The organism is Bradyrhizobium sp. Pa8, assembly GCF_052588265.1.
Genome location: NZ_CP176767.1, coordinates 3332314 through 3349250 on the forward strand (window position 1 = coordinate 3332314; position 16937 = coordinate 3349250).

Here is a 16937-nt window from a genome sequence, read left to right on the forward strand (position 1 = left end):
GGGATGCGGATTTGGGGGGTAGCGTTGGGGGTCGGGCTTGCAGCTTGCTGCATCGCCTACGCGCGCGCCCAGTCGATCAATCCCGGCGTCATCCAGAACGACATCGACCGGCAGCGCCGCCAGCTCGAACAGCAGAGTGCGCCGCCCAAGCTCACCGGTCCTGCGGTGATCGGCGGCGAGCGGGAGAAGTCCCAGCTCCTGAAGCCGGGCGGGCCGAAATTCCGCCTGCGCAAGGTCGAGTTCGATTCCTCGAAGTTCATCACGCCGGCGGAGCTCGACGAGATCGCGAAGAAATATGTCGGCAAGAACGTCGACATCGCCGCGCTGTTGCAGCTCGTTGCCGACATCAACGCCATCTACACCGAGCGCGGCATCGTCACGGGCATCGCGACGCTGCCGGATCAGGATGCCAAGGGCGGGGTCGTCCGCATCAAGCTGACCGAAGGCCGGCTCCAGAAGACGAGCATCGAGGGCAACAAGCAGACCCGCACCGACTACATCCTTCGGCGCGTTGGGGCGCCCGAAGGCGAGGTCCTCGACGTTCCAAAACTCAATCGCGACGTGATCTGGTTCAACCGGACCAACGACGTGCAGATCAAGGCGCTGCTCCAGCCCGGCACGAGCTTCGGTCTGACCGATCTCCAGTTCGCGGTGATCGAGCCGCCGGTCGACACCCTGCAGCTCTTCACCGACAACCAGGGCGTCGAGAACACCGGGCGTTGGGAGGGCGGCGCGTTCTACAAGCGCCACGGCCTGTTCGGCGTCGACGACCGCCTGACCTTCTACGGCGTCCGCGCCGACGGCAATCTCAACGGCAATGCCGCCTACAATATTCCGGTCAATCCCTGGGGCGGCCGCGTCGGCGTCAGCTACACCGAGGGCAAGATCAAGATCATCCAGGGGCCGTTCGTCGCGCTCGACGTCACCGGACGCTCGAGCCAGGCCGCGGTCAATTTCAGCCAACCGCTCTGGGTGACGCAGGACTGGCTGGTGCTGTTCAACGCCGCCGAGACCGAGGGCAAGACGGTGAGCCGCTTCGCCACGGTCGACGTGACCAACGACCATTACGACAAGGCCACTGCCGGGCTCTCCGTGACGAAGTCCGGCAACGCCTATTCGATCACGGTCTCACCGGCGGTGAACTACATCGAGTGGCAAGACCATGTGCTCAGCAACAACCGCACGTTCAACACCTACACCGGTTCGCTGATCGCAACCAGCGCGGCGGGGCCGGCGAATTTCAGCGCCAACGTGCTGGCGAGCTGGCAATACACGCAGGAAAAGCTGCTGCCGGGCGACCAGGTCTTCTCGATCGGCGGTCCCACCACCGTACGCGGCTATCCCTCCAACTCAGCTTCCGGCGACAGCGGCTATTATTTCAACGCCGAGCTGCACTACAACTGGTCGCAATGGCTGAAGGGCTTTGACACCTACATCTTCACCGACTGGGGTGCGGTGTATTCGACATTCCCTGGGGTTACCGAGTTGGGCTCGGTCGGCGTCGGCTTCTCATGGACCTACGCGTCGTTCATGACGTTCGAGGCGAATTACGCGACGCCGCTGAAGATGGCCGTCTCGACCCAGAACCATTACGAGGCCTACGGCCGCGTCATTATCCGGCCGTTGTTGATGTTCCAGAAACAGGAAAGCCCCGCGCCTGTGGCGGCGGTGGCCGGCAAGAGCAGGTCGTAGCGACAAGCCGCCTCTCTCTCCGTCGTCATTGCGAGGAGCGCTTGCGACGACGCAATCCAGAATCCCTCCGCGGAGACAGCCTGGATTGCTTCCGCCTTCGCCGAGGCTTCGGCGGACAAGTCGCTACGCTCGCGATGACGGAGGATGGAGCGGGGGCGCGCCGACTAACGCCGCAGCGTGAATTCCTCCGCGTCGCGCCGGTGTTCCCATTTCGCCTGCTCCAGCTCCGGCTGGTCGCATTCGGTCTCGGGATAGCCGATGCAGAGATAGGCGATGAACTTCCAGGTATTGGGCACGTCGAGAATGGCGTGAATGCGGGCGGGGTTCAGGATCGACACCCAGCCGATGCCGATGCCGTCGGCGCGCGCGGCGAGCCACATCGCGGTGATCGCGGCCACCACTGAATATTCCGTCGTCTCCGGCATGGTCGCGCGGCCGAGGCCGTGGCCGATGTCGCTCGCCTTGTCCGCGAACACGGCGAGGTGACCGGGCGCCTGTTCGAGACCGGACAGTTTCAGCGTGGCATAGCGCGCGGCGCGCTCACCGGCGTAGGCATTCAGCGCATCGGCGTTGCATGCCCTGAAGTCGTCGATCACGGCGCGGCGCCGCGCGGCATCATCGACGATGACGAAGCGCCAGGGCTGGCTCAGGCCGACCGAGGGCGAGAGGCAGGCGGTCTCGATCAGGCGATCGATGGCGCCGGCCGGCAGCGGATCGGCGCGGAAGCGGCGCACGTCGCGGCGCCACACGAACAGCTCGCGCAAGTGCTGACGGAAGGTGTCGTCGAACTCGACCATGGGATCAGCCTCCCATCCGGAAGGATGCCGCCACCAGCAGAATGAGGATCTCGCCGATCTGCTCGAATGCACCGAGAATGTCGCCGGTCTGCCCGCCGATCTGGCGGATGGCAAGCCGCGCCAGCATCAAGCCGGCGAGGGACAGCAGGATCAGGCTGACCAGCGCCTTGCCAGGCCCGAGCGCGAGCGCGAGGGCGAGCGTTCCAACAGCGAAGGCGATGGCGACGCTGCGCCCCGGCGGCGATCCTGCGCTTGCCGATAGTCCATCAGGCCGTGCCGGCGGGACCAGCGACATGAAAGCCGGCACGCCCGCGCGGGCAGCAGTGTGCGCGGCGCACAGCGCGAGCGCGACGGCCCAGGGATCGGCGATCGCCGCGAGCGCGCTCCAGCGCAGGCCGAACGACAGGATCAGCGCGCAGACGCCATAGGTGCCAATCCGGCTGTCGCGCATGATCTCGAGCTTGCGTTCCCGCGTCCGGCCGCCGCCGAGCCCGTCGGCGGTATCGGCAAGGCCATCCTCATGCAGCGCGCCGGTGATGAGTGCGGTCGTGACCAGCGTGAGCAGGGCGGCGAGGTTCGGTGTCAGTCCGAACCGGCTGGAAATCTTGTAGACCAAGGCGCCCGCGAGGCCGACCATCAGTCCCGCGACGGGGAGTGCCCAGGTCGATCGCGCGATGGCGCCGTCAGCCGCGGACTTCGACGATGCGACGGGGAGGATCGTCACGAACGATGCCGCCATCCTGAGATCGGTGACGATGTCCTTGAGAAGCTCGGCGCGCGGCATCATTTCAATTTCATCGGAAGGCCTGCGACGACGAACTCCACCTTATCGGCAACATCAGCGATGACCTGGTTCATGATCCCGGCGGCGTCGCGATAGAGGCGCGCCAGTGCGTTGTCGGGCACGATGCCGAGGCCGACCTCGTTGGTGACGAATACGACGGGGCTCTTCAAGCCGGGCACGGCGGCGGCAAGTGCGTCCACCTCGTCCTCCCAGTTGCGTCCGGCATGCATCAGGTTGGAGAGCCAGAGCGTCAGGCAGTCCACCAGCCGTGCGCCGCCGCCATCGGTTGCGAGCAGCGCGGGCACGAGATCGAGCGGTACTTCGCGCTCGATCCAGCCGGTTCCGCGTCGCGCGCGATGCCGGGCGATGCGTGCTTCCATCTCTGCATCGTGCGCCTCGGCCGTCGCGATGTAGATCGGTGGCTGGGCCGGAAAGCTACGTACAAGCGCTTCCGCGCGGGCGCTCTTGCCCGATCGTGCTCCGCCCGTGATCAAGATGACGGCCATCAAAGTCTCCTGTGGGCCTGACTAATCACCAAACGCGGCCAAAGACAAAGCCGAAATCAGGCGGGCAGGGGCTTGCGCTCCGCCTTCGCTTTGCGCAACAGGGGCGGGACAGGAGGCGTGCGTGGGTTTTGCGGGGGCGATGGCGGTGGCGATGGTGGTGGATGCCCTGCTGGGCTGGCCGTCTTGGCTGTTCGTGCGGGTCGGCCATCCCGTGACCTGGCTCGGCCGGCTGATCGGCGCCATCGACACCGCCTGGAATCGCGCGTCCGATCCGCCGACGCGTCGCCGCGCCGCGGGCGTGGCTGGAGCGCTTCTGGTGATCGCGCTCGCCGTCGCGATCGGCTGGGCGCTTCAGTCTTTGCTTCCCTTCGGCTGGATCGAGATCGTGCTGGTCGGCGTTCTGGCCTGGCCGCTGGTCGCGCTGCGCTCGCTGCATGACCATGTCGCCGCTGTTGCGACGCCCTTACACGCCGGCGACATCGCCGCTGCGCGCGAAGCGGTGTCGCGCATCGTCGGCCGCGATCCCGCGACCCTCGACGAAGCCGGCATCGCGCGTGCGGCGATCGAGAGCCTCGCCGAGAATGCCTCCGACGGCATCGTCGCGCCGGTGTTCTGGGGCGCGCTGTTCGGACTGCCCGGCATTTTGGGTTACAAGGCGATCAACACGCTGGACTCCATGATCGGTCATCGCAGCGAGCGCCACGAAGCTTTTGGCTGGGCCGCGGCACGCATCGACGATGTCGCGAACTTCATTCCGGCGCGCCTGACCGGGTTCTTGTTCGTCCTGTTGGCGTCGCGGCGATCGGAGGCGCTGTCGTGCATGACGCGCGATGCTCGCCGTCACCGCTCGCCCAATGCCGGCTGGCCGGAGGCGGCCATGGCCGGGGCGCTTGGTGTGCGGCTCAGCGGCCCCCGCATCTATCACGGCAGCATCACCAACGAGCCGTGGCTCAATGAAGATGCGCGCGATCCGCTTGCCGCGGACATCAGCCAGGGATTGACGATCTACCGCCGCGCCATGCTGCTGCTCGCCGGCGTGCTTGCGATCCTGGCCTTCGCGTGAAAGAACGGGGCATGCGCGAGCACGGTGGAAATCTCGATCTGGCCCAGCAGCGTTTTGGCGGGCGCGCGGAGGACTGGATCGATCTGTCGACCGGGATCAACCGGCTGCCTTATCCGGTAGGTGAGGTGAGTGCGCGTGCGTGGAGCGCGCTGCCGTCGCGCGCCGAGATCGAGGCGCTGCATCAGGCGGCACAGCATGCCTACCGCACGAGTGCACCAATTGTCGCGATGGGCGGTGCCCAGGCAGCCATTCAATTGCTTCCGCAACTCGCGCCAGCTGGCCGCGCGCGCATCCTCGCGCCGACCTACAATGAATATTCCGGGGTCTTGTCGATTGCGGGCTGGGATGTCCAGGAGGTCGGCGAGCTCGACGCACTGGCGGGCGCGGATCTCGCCGTCGTCGTCAATCCCAACAATCCCGATGGCCGGCGTTTTGCGCCAAAGGATTTGCTGGCGCTGCTGCCGCGCGTCGGCCGTCTCGTCATCGACGAGAGTTTTGCCGATGCTGCCCCGCAGCTGTCGCTCGCATCCGGAGCGGATCAGCCTGGACTGCTGGTCCTGCGCTCGTTCGGAAAGTTTTATGGTCTTGCCGGCCTGCGGCTTGGGTTTGCGCTCGGCCATGCGACCGATATCGCGAAGCTCGCGGCGGCGTCAGGTCCGTGGCCGGTGTCGGGAGTGGCGATCGTAATCGGCTGCCGCGCCTTGCGTGACGACGACTGGGCCGAGGCCACGTCCGCGCGGCTTGCGCGCGACTGTGTCCGCCTCGACGACATCGTGCATTCGCAAGGCTGGCGGCTCGTCGGTGGTGCGCCGCTGTTTCGTCTCTACGAGACGCCTGATGCGCTTGCTGCGCAGGAGAAACTGGCGCGTAGCCGGATCTGGTCGCGCGTGTTTGCGAAAGAGCCGGCATGGCTGCGCCTCGGGCTTCCGGGCAGCGAAGCCGAATGGACGCGCCTTGCCGAGGCGCTAGCGCGCTAGCGCGAGCAGGCCGCGGACGTCGAGATGCTGTTCGATGTGATCGGCGAGGGCGTCGAGCGCGCTCTCGACCCTGCTGTGATAAGGCTCGTCGCCCGCCGGAATGTCGAGCTTTGCGAGATACGCCCTGCGGAAATCGTCCGAGGTGAACAGGCCGTGCAAATAGCTGCCCTGCACGCGGCCATCGCGTGAGATCGCGCCTTCGGGCTCGCCGTTCAGTTTAGCAAACGGGCGCGCGCGATCCGGCCCATCGGTGCGGCCGATGTGGATTTCGTAAGCCTCGATCGGCTGGTCCGTGGCGGCATGCACGGCCGCGACGCGCGTCAGCGTCTTCTGCGGGCTCATCACTGTTTCCACGTCCAGAAGTCCGAGACCCGGCGTGTCGCCGGCGGGGCCTTCGATTCCATCAGGGTCGGCGACGCTGCGCCCGAGCATCTGATAGCCGCCGCAGAGGCCAAGCACATGGCCGCCCCGGCGGTGATGCGCCAGGAGATCGATGTCCCAGCCCTGCGCGCGCAGGAAGGCGAGATCGCCGCGGGTGGATTTCGAGCCGGGGATGATGACGAGGCGGACGTCGCCGGGAATCGCTTCGCCGGGGCGCACCATCACGAGATCGACGCCAGGTTCGAGTTTCAGCGGATCGAGATCGTCGAAATTGGCGATCCGCGACAGCGCGAGGCATGCGATCTTGCACTGGCCGGGCTTGCGCGCATCGCTCAAGCCCAGCGCGTCCTCGGCCGGCAGCTCGCCGGCGCGCGCGAACCAGGGCAGCACGCCAAGGCCGCGCCACGCGGTCTTCTGCTCGATCAGCTTGTAGCCGTCGTCGAACAGTGAGGGGTCGCCGCGGAACTTGTTGATGACGAAACCCTGGATCATCGCGGCATCGTCGGGGTCGATCACCGTCTTGATGCCGACGAGCTGGGCGATGACGCCGCCGCGGTCGATGTCGCCGACCAGCACGACCGGCACGTCGGCCTTGCGCGCAAAGCCCATATTGGCGATGTCGGCCTTGCGCAAATTCACCTCGGCCGGGCTGCCGGCGCCTTCGACCAGCACCAGATCGCCGCGCGCCTTCAGCCGCTCGAAGCTGTCCAGCACCGCGCCCATCAGCGACGGCTTCATCGCCGCATATTCACGCGCCCGCGCGGTCGCGATGCGCTTTCCCTGGACGATGATTTGTGCGCCGACATCGGTCTCGGGCTTCAGCAGCACCGGGTTCATGTCGGTGTGCGGCTCGACGCCGGCGGCCAGCGCCTGCAGCGCCTGGGCGCGACCGATCTCGCCGCCGTCGACAGTGACGGCCGCGTTGTTCGACATGTTCTGCGGCTTGAAGGGCAGCACGCGCAGGCCGCGCCGCGTGGAGGCGCGGGCGAGGCCGGCGACGATGAGCGACTTGCCCACGTCCGAGCCGGCCCCCTGGATCATCAATGCGCGCGCCATGGTGTTTTCAGAACTTGGTGTTTTCAGAACTTGGCGTCGTCAGAATTCGACGCCGGCTTGCGCCTTGATGCCGGAGCGGAAGGGGTGCTTCACCAGCGTCATCTCGGTGACGAGATCGGCGATCTCGATCAGCTCGTCCTTGGCGTTGCGCCCGGTGAGCACGACATGCGTCATCGGTGGCTTGTGCGTTTTCAGGAAGTCGACGACCTCGGCGATGTCGAGATAGTCGTAGCGCAGCGCGATGTTGATCTCGTCGAGCACGACCATGCGCAGATTGGAATCTGATATCAGCTCCTTGGCCTTCGCCCAGCCGGCCTGCGCCGCGGCGATGTCGCGGGCGCGGTCCTGTGTCTCCCAGGTGAAACCTTCGCCCATCGCATGGAACTGGCAGAGCTCGCCGAAATGGCCGGTGAGCAGGCGCCGCTCGCCGGTGTCCCAGGCGCCCTTGATGAACTGCACGACCGCGCAGGGGAAGCCGTGGGCGACGCAGCGGACGATCATGCCGAAAGCGGAGGAGGACTTGCCCTTGCCAGCGCCGGTGTGGACGATGATGAGGCCCTTTTCGCCGCTCTTGGTCGCCATGATCTTGTCGCGGGCGACCTTGATTTTCGCCATTTTCGCGGCGTGGCGGGCGTCGGCTTCCTCGGCCGTTTGGGTATCCGGTTCAGGCGTCATCTGACAGGGTCCTTCGGCTTGACAAGAGGCGGCCGGGGGCAAATGGTGGCCCGGCGTTGGTTCCTGTCCTATGACAGGCGAAGAGGGAATGCGATAGGGTCCGAATCGACAAGATTCGGGTCCAAACTGCAGCCGCCCCCGCGACCGTGACCGGAGAGATGCCCGAAGCCACTGATCCCCCAGGGGATCGGGAAGGCGGGGATCGAAGGGCCAAAAGCCCTGCTCCGCAAGCCGGGAGACCTGCCAGCGCGGACGAGTTTTGGACCGGCGGACGGGGTGTTCCGCGACGGGGAAACGGACCTTCGGGGGAATGGTCCGTGTGCCTCTTCGCCTCCCGCCGTTTATCCTGGAAGAGGCGATGAGCGTCACACTTCACGTCTGTATCACCTGCCGCGCCGGCCAGACGCTCGACGAGGGTGAGACGACGCCCGGCAAGCGCCTGCATGGCGCGATCCTCGATGCCGGCGTGCCCGAGGGCGTCAATGTGGTTCCCGTTGAATGCCTGTCGGCATGCAGCCAGGGTTGCTCGGTTGCGCTCAGCGCGCCCGGCCGCTGGTCCTATGTCTATGGCCGCCTGTCAGAGGCCCATGCGAGCGACGTGGTCGCGGGTGCTGCGGCTTATGCCGCCGCGCCCGACGGCCTCGTGCCCTGGCGCAGCCGTCCCGAAATCTTCCGCAAGCAATCGCTTGCTCGCATTCCCCCCATTGCCGTCGTGCCGGAGGCCGCCGAATGAACTCGCTCGCAAAAGTCCCTGTCACGGTGGTCACGGGTTTTCTCGGCTCCGGCAAGACCACGCTGATCCAGCATCTGCTCGCAAACCCTGACGGCAAGAAGCTCGCCGTGCTCGTCAACGAGTTCGGCAGCGAGGGTGTCGATGGCGAGATCCTGAAATCCTGCGCCGATGCGAATTGCCCGGAGGAGAATATCGTCGAGCTCGCCAATGGCTGCATCTGCTGCACCGTTGCGGACGATTTCATCCCGACCATGGAAAAGCTTTTGGCGCGGCCGGTGCGGCCCGATCACATCCTGATCGAGACCTCGGGCCTGGCGCTGCCGAAGCCGCTGTTGAAGGCGTTCGACTGGCCGGAGATCCGCTCGCGCATCACGGTCGACGGCGTGATCGCACTCGCCGATGCCGAGGCTGTCGCCGCCGGCCGTTTTGCGCCGGACCCGGCTGCGGTGGAAGCGCAGCGCGCGGCGGACGAAAATCTCGATCACGAGACGCCGCTGTCGGAAGTGTTCGAGGACCAGATCGCCTGCGCCGACATCGTGCTGCTGACCAAGGCCGATCTTGCCGGGGTCGCAGGGATCGAAGCCGCCAAGGCCGCCATCACCGCCGAGATGCCGCGCCGTGTGCCGATGCTATCCGTCACCGATGGCGCGATCGATGCGCGCGTGATCCTCGGCCTCGGCGCTGCCGCAGAGAACGATCTCGCCGCGCGCCCCTCGCATCACGACGGCGAGGAGGATCACGAGCACGACGATTTCGCCTCCGTCGTGATCGATCTTCCGGAGGTCAGCGACATCGACGCACTGGTCGCGTCGGTGCAGCGTCTTTCGCGCGAGCAGAACGTGCTGCGCGTCAAGGGCTATATCGCGGTCGTGGGCAAGCCGATGCGCCTGTTGCTGCAAGCGGTCGGCGAGCGCGTGCGCCACCAGTTCGACAAGCCCTGGGGCGCAGCTCTCAGGCAGTCGAAACTCGTCGTGATCGGCGAGCACGGCGACATCGACGAGGCCGCGATCAAGGCAGGACTTGGTCTTTCAGGATCTGGTATCTGATGCACGTCGTCTTCCGCGAGAGCCGCGGTCTCGAGGAGACCGCGACGCCAAGGGACATCGGCCAGGACCCGGCCGATCTCGTGGTGCTCTCGTACTCGGATTCCGATCTTGCCGCGTTCGCGGCCGGCTGGCGGCGCGGCCGCAACAGCCTGCCGTCGCTGCGGCTCGCCAATCTCGCGGAGCTGCGTCATCCGTTGTCGGTCGACACCTATATCGAGCGCACGCTGTCGCAGGCGCGCGGCATCCTGGTGCGCCTGATCGGCGGTGAGTCCTATTGGCCGTACGGGCTCGCGGCTCTGCAGCAGCTTGCGAAGGACCGCAATATCGTGCTGGCCGTGCTGCCGGCCGACGGCCGCGACGACACGCGGCTCGATGCCTACTCGACCCTGCCGGTTTCGACGCTGCGCCGGCTCAAGGTGCTCTGCGACACCGGTGGTCCCGTTGCAGCCCAGGCTGCGATTGCGCAGCTCGCGCTGGCCTCGGGTCTTTACGCGGGCCCGGTCGTCGGCGAGATGAACCTGCCCGAGATGGGCTTTTACGATCCCGCGCGTGGCGTCATCGCTGCGCCGATGGCAGGCGAGGGAAAGCCGCTCGCGCTCGTGACCTTCTATCGTTCCTACCTCACCGCCGCGGATACCGGGCCGGTCGACGCCCTGATCGCGGCGCTGCGCGAGCGCGGCTTTGACGCGTACGGCGTGTTCGTCACCTCGCTGAAGGCTCCGGGCGTTGCGGATTGGCTGCGGACCTATTTCGCGACGAATCCTCCGGCCGCGATCGTCAACGCGACGGCATTCTCGGCGATGGGCGACGATGGGACGACACCGTTCGATGCGGCATCGTGTCCCGTCTTCCAGGTCGCGCTCTCATCGGCACGGCGCGAGGACTGGGCGGAGTCGCTGCGCGGCCTGTCGCCCGGCGATCTCGCGATGCATGTGGTGCTGCCGGAGGTCGACGGCCGCCTGTTCGCGGGCGTGGTGAGTTTCAAATCGGCCGCGGAGCGTGATCCCGATCTGCAGTTTTCGCATCTGGCGCACCGGCCCGATGAGGAGCGCGTCAAGGCCGTCGCCGCGCGCGTTGCGGCCTGGAGGCGCCTCGCGGAGACGCCAGCCGCCGGGAAGCGGCTGGCGCTCGTGCTCTCGAACTATCCGGGCCGCCCGCATCAGATCGCGCATGCGGTTGGTCTTGATGCGCTTGCGTCGGTCGAGGCATTGCTGTCTGACCTGACAGAGGCCGGCTTCGATATTGCGCCGGTCCCCGCACTTGGCGAAACGTTGCTGAAGCAGCAACTGACCTGGAGCGTCGCCGATTACCGCGCCGCGCTCTCGCGTCTCCCGCAGGCATTGCAGGATGATCTCGCGCAAGCCTGGGGCGCGCCGGAGACCGATCCGAGCTGCCCCGACGGCGCGTTCCATTTCGCTGCGATCCGATGCGGCCAATCGATCATCGCGGTTCAGCCCGAGCGCGGCGATGCGACCACGCGCGATGCCGACTATCACGATCTCGCCCGCACGCCGCGCCATGCCTATGTCGCGTTCTATCTCTGGCTCCGCGGGCAGGCCATCGATGCCGTCGTGCACATGGGTGCGCATGGTACGCTGGAATGGCTGCCCGGAAAATCCGTCGCGCTGTCGTCCGCGTGCTGGCCCGAAGCGCTGATCGGCGATCTCCCTGTCATTTATCCCTTCATCGTCAACGATCCCGGCGAAGCTGCGCAGGCCAAGCGGCGCTTAGGGGCCGTCACCATCGGCCATCTGCCGCCGCCGCTGGAACAATCCGCGGTGCCGGAAGGCCTGCGTCGGCTCGAACGCCTGCTCGACGAATACTCGACCGCCGATGGGCTCGATCCCGCGCGCCGCCAGCGCCTGATTTCTGCGATCCGCGACGAAGCGCGCGCGGCGGGCCTTGAGGACGATCTTGGTCTGGATGCAGCGGCTGCGCCGGCCGAAGCCATTCCGCGGATCGATCGCTTCGTCTGCGATCTCAAGGAGAGCCAGTTCGGCGACGGGCTGCACGTGTTCGGACGCGGCACCTGCGCTGATGCGGAGCGCGATGCGTTGCGTGCCGCGCTCGCGGGGCAGCGCGTTGCGCCGGGGCCGTCGGGCTCGCCGTATCGCGGACGCCAGGACGTGCTGCCGACCGGACGCAATCTCTTTGCCGTCGATCCGCGCGCGGTGCCGACGCCGTCGGCGCATGCGCAAGGCATCAAGCTCGCGGAAGAGCTGCTGCGTCGCCATTTGCAGGACCACGGCGACTGGCCGAAAGGCCTCGTGGTCGATCTCTGGGGCTCGGCGACGATGCGGACCGCCGGCGAGGAGTTTGCCATGGCGCTGCATCTCGCCGGCCTTGCGCCGCGCTGGGACCACGCCTCCGGCCGCGTCACCGGCTACGACATCATCGCACCGGCCGAGCTCGGGCGCCCTCGCATCGACGTCACGCTGCGCGTGTCGGGCCTGTTCCGCGATGTCTTCTCCGGTCTCGCGCAATTGTTCGAGGCCGCCGCCGAGGCGCTCGCGAGCCGCGAGGAGGAGGGCGACGAGAATCCCTATCGCCATCGCGCCGCGCGTGTGTTCGCGCCGCGTCCCGGACAATACGGCGTCGGCCTCTCGGCGATCCCGGATGCCTTCACGGCCGAGACGCGCGACGCCGCCGGCGAGGCCTGGCTGTCGGCATCGTCCTGGGCGTTCTCCGCGGACGGTGCGATGCAGCCGGATCGGGCCGGCATCGAGACGCGGCTCGCATCCGCCGATGCTTTCGTGCACGTCCAGGACTTGCCGGAGACCGATCTTCTGCTTGCCGCCGACTATGCAGCGCATGAAGCCGGCATCGCGGCGGCCGCAGCGCATCTCGGTGCGGCAGGACCATCGCTCTATCACCTCGATACGACGCGGCCCGAGCAGCCGCATGCGCGGACGCTGACCGAGGAAATCTCCCGTGTCGTCCGTGCACGCGCGGCCAATCCGGCCTGGATCGCCGGCATGATGCGGCACGGTTTTCGCGGTGCCGCCGAGATCACCGCGACGCTGGAGCACATGGCCGCCTTCGCGCATCTGGCCGGTGCCGTGCCGCCGCATCTGTTCGATCTCTACTACGATGCGACGCTCGGCGACGCCGACGTCCGCACCTTCATGGCCCGCGATAATCCGGCGGCGCTCGCCGCGATGGAGACCTGCTTCACGCGCCTGCACGAAGCCTCGCTCTGGCGAACGCGCCGCAATTCGATCGCGGCTGCGCTGAAGGAGGCTTCATGAGTGCGACCGCGATCAAGGGCTGGTGTCCCGGCGCGTTGCGCCCGATGCAATCGGGCGACGGGCTCGTGGTTCGCGTGCGCCCGTTCGGCGGAAGGCTTGAAGCCGCGCAAGTCGCCGGGCTTGCCGAGCTCGCCGAACGCTACGGCAATGGTCTCATCGATGTGACGAGCCGGGCCAACCTCCAGATCAGAGGCGTCAGCGAACAGGGCCATCGCCGGCTGCTCGATGGACTCGCGTTGCTGCGGCTGCTCGACCCCGATACCGACATCGAAGCCCGGCGCAACATTCTGGTGACGCCGTTCTGGAACAGCGGTGACGAGACACAGGCGCTGGCCGCGGAGCTTGAAGAAGCGCTCGCGGACAGCGCGCTCGATCTTCCCACGAAGTTCGGCTTCGCCATCGACGACGGAAATTCGCGCGTACTCGCCGGCGATTCCGCCGACGTGCGCATCGAACGCGATCGCGGCGGCCGGCTCCTGGTGCGGGCCGATGGCGCAAGGCTGGGCCGCTTCGTCGCACGCGGAGAGGCCGTAAGCACGGCGCTCGCGCTCGCGAGCTGGTTCATCTCGTCCGGCGGCGCGAAGGGCGGGCGAGGGCGCATGGCAGCTCTTATTGCGGCCGGCGCGGTATTGCCTCAGTCGTTGAGCGGTGAAACCGAGCCTGCTCCGGTCATGGCGGCGTCACGACCCGGGCATTATCCGCACGGCGCCCTGGTCGGCATCGCGTTCGGGCAGATGCTTCACACGACGCTCCATCAGTTTTCCGGCTGCGGACATGCGCTGCGCATGACGCCATGGCGAATGGTGCTGAGCGAGGGCAAGCGCGAGATGCCGAGCGGGGCAGGCCTCATCACCGAGCCCTACGATCCGGCGTTGCGCGTGATTGCTTGTAGCGGCGCCCCGCGTTGCCGCGAGGCGCATGCCGACACCCGCGCGCTCGCTTCCGCCCTTGCGCCGCGCATCGCCCTCGATACGCGCCTTCACGTCTCCGGCTGCGCCAAGGGCTGCGCGCGTTCCGGCGCGTCCGCGGTGACGCTGGTTGCGACCAGCGCCGGATTCGACCTCGTCCGCGACGGCTCGACCCGCGATGAGCCGGTTCTGCGCGGCCTCAACGGTGCCGACATCGTCAGCGATCCCTCCATCCTGGTCGGAGGGCACTGATGCCACACACTTACGAGACCGACGGCGCTGCGATCTACCGGCAGTCCTTTGCGACCATCCGGGCCGAGGCGGATCTTGCCCGCTTCGCGCCCGACGAAGAGCAGGTCGTGGTGCGGATGATTCATGCCGCCGGCATGGTGGGCCTCGAGGCGCATATCCGCTTCACATCAGGCATGGTGACTGCCGCACGCGCGGCCTTGCAGAAGGGCGCGCCGATCCTGTGCGACGCGCGCATGGTCTCGGAAGGAATTACGCGCGCGAGACTGCCGGCGGCCAACGCCGTGATCTGCACGCTCGGCGACGAGGCCGTTCCCGCGCTCGCGCAGTCCATGCGCAACACGCGCTCGGCGGCGGCGCTGGAGTTGTGGCGACCGCATCTCGACGGCGCCATCGTTGCGATCGGTAACGCGCCGACCGCGCTGTTTCATCTCCTCAACATGCTCGAGGACCCGGGCTGCCCGCGGCCCGCGGCGATCATCGGCTGCCCGGTCGGCTTCGTCGGCGCGGCCGAATCCAAGGCCGCGCTGATGGCCGATCCGAAGGTCGCCGCGCTGACGGTCGAGGGTCGCCTCGGCGGCTCGGCGATCACGGTCGCCGCCGTGAATGCGCTCGCGAGCCGGAGCGAATAGCCATGGGACGCATCATCTGCTGCGGTCTCGGCCCCGGCGATCCTGATATGATGAGCGTGCGCGCCGACCGCACGGTGCGGGCTGCGAAGCACGTCGCCTATTTCCGCAAGAAGGGCCGGCTCGGTCAGGCGCGGCGTATCGTCGAGAGCATGTTGGCTTCCGACGTCACCGAATACGCAATGGAATATCCTGTTACGACGGAGCTCGCCTTCGATAGCCCGGAATATGTGCAGCTGCTCGCCGGCTTCTACGACGAATGGGCGGAACGGCTGGCGCGGCTTTCGCGCGCGGTCGATGTCGTCGTGCTCTGCGAGGGCGATCCTTACTTCTACGGCTCCTTCATGCATCTGCACACGCGCCTGCAAGGGCGCGTCGAGATCGAGGTGATCGCAGGCATTCCCGGCATGGTCGGCTGCTGGAACGGCGTCGGACAGCCGATCGCGCTCGGCGACGACGTGACGACGGTGTTGATGGGGACGCTTCCCGAAGACGAGCTCGAGCGCCGCATGCGCGATTCCGATGCGCTGGTCATCATGAAGACCGGCCGCAATCTTTCAAAGGTGCGCCGCGCGCTGGCATCCGCGGGCCGGCTGGGCGATGCCTGGCTCGTCGAGCGCGGCACCATGCCGGGCGAGCGCGTGGTGCGGCTCGCCGAGATCGATGCCGCCGACTGTCCTTACTTCGCGATCGTGCTCGTGCACGGCAAGGGCCGGCATCTGGACGCCGCCGAATGACGGGCACGCTGACCATCGCGGGCCTCGGGCCGGGCAGCGATGCGCTGGTGACGCCCGAGGTCTCCGCCGCCCTTGCCGCCGCCACCGACATTCTGGGCTATGCGCCCTATGTTGCGCGCGTGCCGCCGCGGGCAGGGCTCACACTGCATCCCTCCGACAATCGCGAAGAGCTCCAGCGCGCGAGCGAGGCCCTGCGGCTCGCAGCCGAAGGCGGGCAGGTCGTCGTCGTCTCCTCCGGCGATCCCGGCGTCTTCGCGATGGCGTCGGCCGTGTTCGAGGCCCTCGAACAGGCGCCGCAATGGCGTGAGCTTCCCATTCGCGTTTTGCCTGGCATCACAGCGATGCTGGCGGCGGCCGCGCGCGCCGGCGCGCCGCTCGGTCATGATTTCTGCGCGATCAATCTCTCGGACAATCTCAAGCCGTGGACGGTCATCGAGAAGCGCCTGCGGCTGGCCGCAGAAGCCGATTTTGCCATTGCGATGTACAATCCGCGCTCGGCAGGCCGGCCGGAGGGGTTTGGCCGCGCGCTTGCGGTTCTGAAAGCAGCCGGCTGCGGCGAGCGCCTCGTGATCTTCGCGCGCGCGATCAGCACGTCGGACGAGCGGATTGAAACTGTCGCGCTGAACGACGCGCGGCCCGAGATGGCCGACATGCGCACGCTGGTCATCGTCGGCAATTCGCAGACGCGCCGCGTCGGCCGCTGGGTCTATGCCCCGAGGCAGGCGCGATGACCGAGCCACTGCATGATCTCGGCCACGCTCTCAACCCGCAGCCGTTCGGGCAGTTCCGGCCGCGCGATCATGATCACGGGCAGGCCGAGCATGCGGGCCGCGTCGATCTTGGCGCGTGCGCCATCTCCGCCGGAGTTGCGGGCGACGATCCACGCGATGCCGCGCGTGCGCATCATTTCGAGCTCGCCGTCGAACGTGAACGGCCCGCGCGACGCGATCACGTCCGCAGCGAAGGGCAGCGGTGCTTCGGGCGGGTCGACGAAACGCAGTGTGTAGGCATGCTGCGGCTTCGTCGCGAACGGTGCGATGTGCTGGCGGCCGATGGCGAGGAATATTTTTGCCGGCGTCTCGGGCAGGGCGGCGGCTGCGGCGGTGACATCGGCGACTTCGGTCCAGTTGTCGCCGGGCGCCTTCGTCCAAGGCGCGCGTTCGAGGGCAATCAATGGCGTGCCGGTTTCCGCGCTGGCCTCGACCGCGTGGCGGCTCATCTCGGCCGCGAAGGGATGCGTGGCGTCGATCACATGCGTGATGCGCTCATGGCGAATGTAGTCGGCAAGCCCGCTCACGCCGCCGAAGCCACCGATGCGGGTCGGCAGCGGCTGATCGGCGGGCGTGCGGGTTCGGCCGCCATAGGAATACACGGCGTCGATGCGCGCGCGTGCGATTTCCGCGGCGAGCAAGCTCGCATCGGCGGTTCCGCCCAGAATGAGGGCGCGCGTCATGAC

The 16937-nt window shown here is 67.3% G+C and carries 16 protein-coding genes and 1 riboswitch; of the genes, 10 read left to right on the top strand and 6 right to left on the bottom strand.

The features are described from left to right. Nucleotides 1–3 precede the first annotated feature (3 nt). Nucleotides 4–1692, top strand: a complete 1689-nt coding sequence (locus tag ACKWRH_RS14895; RefSeq protein WP_445221156.1) for a ShlB/FhaC/HecB family hemolysin secretion/activation protein — start codon at nucleotides 4–6, stop codon at nucleotides 1690–1692. A 164-nt stretch (nucleotides 1693–1856) separates the two neighbouring features. Here the strand turns inward: ACKWRH_RS14895 and bluB are convergent, their stop codons facing one another. From bluB to cobU, 3 genes are read right to left on the bottom strand one after another with little or no spacing between them, the layout of a single operon-like run. Next, a complete protein-coding gene (bluB, locus tag ACKWRH_RS14900; RefSeq protein ID WP_445221157.1) occupies nucleotides 1857–2489 on the bottom strand; it encodes a 5,6-dimethylbenzimidazole synthase in 633 nt (210 codons plus the stop codon). Nucleotides 2490–2493: 4 nt separating this feature from the next. Beyond that, nucleotides 2494–3276 (bottom strand): adenosylcobinamide-GDP ribazoletransferase, encoded by a 783-nt coding sequence (gene cobS / locus ACKWRH_RS14905; RefSeq protein ID WP_445221158.1) that lies wholly within the window; start codon nucleotides 3274–3276, stop codon nucleotides 2494–2496. Beyond that, entirely contained in the window at nucleotides 3273–3779 is a 507-nt protein-coding gene (gene cobU, locus ACKWRH_RS14910; protein WP_445221159.1) for a bifunctional adenosylcobinamide kinase/adenosylcobinamide-phosphate guanylyltransferase, read from the bottom strand. The genes cobS and cobU overlap by 4 nt, the downstream gene beginning before the upstream one ends. A gap of 121 nt (nucleotides 3780–3900) precedes the next feature. Here cobU and cbiB point away from each other — a divergent pair, with 121 nt between their 5' ends. Together cbiB and cobD are read left to right on the top strand one after the other, a co-directional pair. Beyond that, nucleotides 3901–4842, top strand: coding sequence for an adenosylcobinamide-phosphate synthase CbiB (gene cbiB / locus ACKWRH_RS14915; protein ID WP_445221160.1), 942 nt, complete (start codon nucleotides 3901–3903; stop codon nucleotides 4840–4842). Between the two features lie 11 nt (nucleotides 4843–4853). Then, nucleotides 4854–5819, top strand: a complete 966-nt coding sequence (gene cobD, locus ACKWRH_RS14920) for a threonine-phosphate decarboxylase CobD (protein WP_445221161.1) — start codon at nucleotides 4854–4856, stop codon at nucleotides 5817–5819. Here the strand turns inward: cobD and ACKWRH_RS14925 are convergent. After that, nucleotides 5808–7256 carry a cobyric acid synthase gene (locus ACKWRH_RS14925; protein ID WP_445221162.1) on the bottom strand — a complete coding sequence of 483 codons (1449 nt, stop codon included), beginning with the start codon at nucleotides 7254–7256 and terminating at the stop codon, nucleotides 5808–5810. The two genes, cobD and ACKWRH_RS14925, sit on opposite strands and share 12 nt — an antisense overlap. 39 nt (nucleotides 7257–7295) lie before the next feature. Further along, complete coding sequence (gene cobO, locus ACKWRH_RS14930; RefSeq protein WP_445221163.1) at nucleotides 7296–7931, bottom strand: cob(I)yrinic acid a,c-diamide adenosyltransferase; 636 nt, start codon at nucleotides 7929–7931, stop codon at nucleotides 7296–7298. Between the two features lie 40 nt (nucleotides 7932–7971). Continuing rightward, nucleotides 7972–8193, top strand: a riboswitch (cobalamin riboswitch). 96 nt (nucleotides 8194–8289) lie between these two features. Between cobO and ACKWRH_RS14935 the strand changes: the two genes are divergently transcribed. Genes ACKWRH_RS14935 through cobJ form a run of 7 tightly spaced genes read left to right on the top strand, consistent with a single transcriptional unit; the run spans nucleotide 8290 to nucleotide 16212 of the window. After that, nucleotides 8290–8664, top strand: coding sequence for a DUF1636 family protein (locus ACKWRH_RS14935; protein WP_445221164.1), 375 nt, complete (start codon nucleotides 8290–8292; stop codon nucleotides 8662–8664). After that, nucleotides 8661–9710 (top strand): cobalamin biosynthesis protein CobW, encoded by a 1050-nt coding sequence (gene cobW / locus ACKWRH_RS14940; protein ID WP_445221165.1) that lies wholly within the window; start codon nucleotides 8661–8663, stop codon nucleotides 9708–9710. Before ACKWRH_RS14935 ends, cobW begins: the two co-directional genes overlap by 4 nt. Continuing rightward, nucleotides 9710–12958, top strand: a complete 3249-nt coding sequence (gene cobN / locus ACKWRH_RS14945) for a cobaltochelatase subunit CobN (protein WP_445221166.1) — start codon at nucleotides 9710–9712, stop codon at nucleotides 12956–12958. Before cobW ends, cobN begins: the two co-directional genes overlap by 1 nt. Then, nucleotides 12955–14118, top strand: a complete 1164-nt coding sequence (cobG, locus tag ACKWRH_RS14950) for a precorrin-3B synthase (RefSeq protein ID WP_445221167.1) — start codon at nucleotides 12955–12957, stop codon at nucleotides 14116–14118. The genes cobN and cobG overlap by 4 nt, the downstream gene beginning before the upstream one ends. Continuing rightward, nucleotides 14118–14747 (top strand): precorrin-8X methylmutase, encoded by a 630-nt coding sequence (locus ACKWRH_RS14955; RefSeq protein ID WP_445221168.1) that lies wholly within the window; start codon nucleotides 14118–14120, stop codon nucleotides 14745–14747. The genes cobG and ACKWRH_RS14955 overlap by 1 nt, the downstream gene beginning before the upstream one ends. Before the next feature lie 2 nt (nucleotides 14748–14749). Further along, nucleotides 14750–15481: a precorrin-2 C(20)-methyltransferase gene (locus ACKWRH_RS14960; RefSeq protein ID WP_445221169.1), complete on the top strand. Its 732-nt coding sequence runs from the start codon at nucleotides 14750–14752 to the stop codon at nucleotides 15479–15481. Next, on the top strand, nucleotides 15478–16212 hold the full coding sequence (cobJ, locus tag ACKWRH_RS14965) for a precorrin-3B C(17)-methyltransferase (protein WP_445221170.1): 735 nt from the start codon (nucleotides 15478–15480) through the stop codon (nucleotides 16210–16212). The genes ACKWRH_RS14960 and cobJ overlap by 4 nt, the downstream gene beginning before the upstream one ends. On the opposite strand, the gene ACKWRH_RS14970 is transcribed toward cobJ, so the two are convergent. Next, entirely contained in the window at nucleotides 16188–16934 is a 747-nt protein-coding gene (locus ACKWRH_RS14970; RefSeq protein ID WP_445221171.1) for a cobalt-precorrin-6A reductase, read from the bottom strand. The two genes, cobJ and ACKWRH_RS14970, sit on opposite strands and share 25 nt — an antisense overlap. Nucleotides 16935–16937 lie beyond the last annotated feature (3 nt).